This is a genomic window from Pseudomonas rossensis (genome assembly GCF_039888995.1).
Lineage (GTDB): Bacteria > Pseudomonadota > Gammaproteobacteria > Pseudomonadales > Pseudomonadaceae > Aquipseudomonas > Aquipseudomonas rossensis.
The window spans coordinates 1-1822 of sequence record NZ_JBBWCB010000288.1; the positions used below are offsets into that span (position 1 = coordinate 1).

3 protein-coding genes are annotated in these 1822 nt (G+C 50.5%); 1 reads left to right on the top strand and 2 read right to left on the bottom strand.

The features are described from left to right. Both WLY71_RS30470 and WLY71_RS30475 read right to left on the bottom strand, forming a co-directional pair. A partial coding sequence (locus tag WLY71_RS30470) for a sigma 54-interacting transcriptional regulator (RefSeq protein WP_347806541.1) occupies positions 1-334 on the bottom strand: 334 nt, incomplete at its 3' end. A 110-nt stretch (positions 335-444) separates the two neighbouring features. Next, complete coding sequence (locus WLY71_RS30475) at positions 445-675, bottom strand: CesT family type III secretion system chaperone (RefSeq protein ID WP_347806542.1); 231 nt, start codon at positions 673-675, stop codon at positions 445-447. Between the two features lie 992 nt (positions 676-1667). Between WLY71_RS30475 and WLY71_RS30480 the strand changes: the two genes are divergently transcribed. Beyond that, positions 1668-1822: DUF454 family protein (locus WLY71_RS30480; RefSeq protein ID WP_347806543.1), on the top strand; the 155-nt coding region annotated here is incomplete at its 3' end.

Sequence of the window (1822 nt, forward strand, 5' to 3'; positions counted from 1 at the left end):
CTCTAAGTAGCTTGGCCTGCAAATTGAACGGCATGCTGTCAATTTCATCGATATATAACGTGCCGCCCTGCGCGGCCTCGATGTAACCCATGCGAGAACGTTCAGCGCCGGTGTAGGCGCCGCTGACCACACCGAACAGCTCGCTTTTGATAGCGGCGCTGCTGATAGCCACCAGTCGGCCTTTTCTGCCAGACAAGGTATGGATTCGCTGTGCAAGGGTGTCCTTCCCTGTCCCGGTCTCTCCGAAGAGCAGCACATCAATACCCAGCTGCGAAATATTCTGAGCATTGATCTCGGTGGCGGGCACATTGTTACCATCTTCCCATTCAATCATCCACGACCTCTTATGCGTTGGTATTATCTGTTGGCGTCAATACACACCGTTAAGAACAAAAGCCCAGAGTGTAGGCGATGCGAATGGATTGGGTAATCCCTCAGCTTTACTTAACCATTCATTCGTTCTAAAATTTCTTCGGCGCGCCGTATGAGTCTTTCAAACAACGCTATCAAATACGACGAGTCGAGTTGACTCAGACGCTCCTGTGTCCAGAGAATGATTTTTTTCTCATCCGCCGATGCACTGATTTGGATGTGGGGGAACTCACAGAATAAGTCTTCTTCCAGCAGGCGCAATAACTGCTCAGCGTCTTTTAAATCGACAACCCCCAAATTCACTAACCCGACGATCTTTGCTTAGAGGCTGAATGATGCCTCAGTTAAGACTCCTTGCATTGCGGCTTCGTTATCCGCGTGTTTTTCATTCATGGGCGTGGCCCGCGAAGCCGACGCAGCCGACAGGTTGCGAAATGTTGAGCAAAGGAATCATTGGCGTACCAAGTCCAGGGAAGTGCTGCGTAGGTGGTTATTGAGCGTGAATAGGTTCCCTCACGGCCCTCGCTGCACCTAACTACAAGAGGTTGAAGCAATGGCATGTTCATTCCCTGTAAGCAAATGTCATACGGCGGATGGAACCGAAACCTCTATCACTCCCACTCATCAACATATTCCTGGTTTGACAAGAGAAAAAATTATGGAAGGTATCCATCTACCTCATCACTTGGATCAATGGGGCCTTCAAATGTTCCAACCATGATTGAAACGCCGCGCAGTCGCTCAGTTTCAAGTCGCTCGACGAGACTAGAGCATGTAGCTCGGTGTAACTTTCATGACGAGGTCCAAGTTCGCCGTTAGTTGGACACAATCGGTAGCCAGGCTGAACAAAATTATATTTAACAAAGCACGAGTCTGTTAAAAAATGCGCCGGGTCGAAAAATAGTGAATTCTCCTAAGTTGCAGAAACAAACCCTGCAGCATGCTAGTGACTATTTAAGGAAACATTACACGCCCAGGGCTGAGTTTGAAGAGCTTTCTAGCACATTGTTTTTTTACATCCGACCCTCTGCACCTTACTGCGCGGTTCTCCAACAGCCCCGCTGTGAGGACTTCCTATTTCTTCTCGAGGATTTCTCATGACCACTCAGGATACTGCTCAACGTCCTGCTCTGCGTTCGCAACGGATCAACCTGTTCACCCACTCGCCCCGTACCAAACCCCAGTCAAAGCCCTCTCAGGGATATTGATCTTGTAGGCGTTGGCGAAGCCCGCGATCGTCTGATCAAAAAAACTCCGATGCCCCAAAAAGATCGCAGTCTTCGGCGGCCCCACACATGACCCGAAACCCTCCAACATCATCCCAACTCAGCCGCATTCTCTTCGGCCTCCTGGCCTACGTCAGCCTGGGCATCGGTCTGATCGCTATCGTCGTACCCGGCTTGCCGACCACCGAGTTCATTCTGCTGGCCGCCTGGGCCGCGACTAAAAG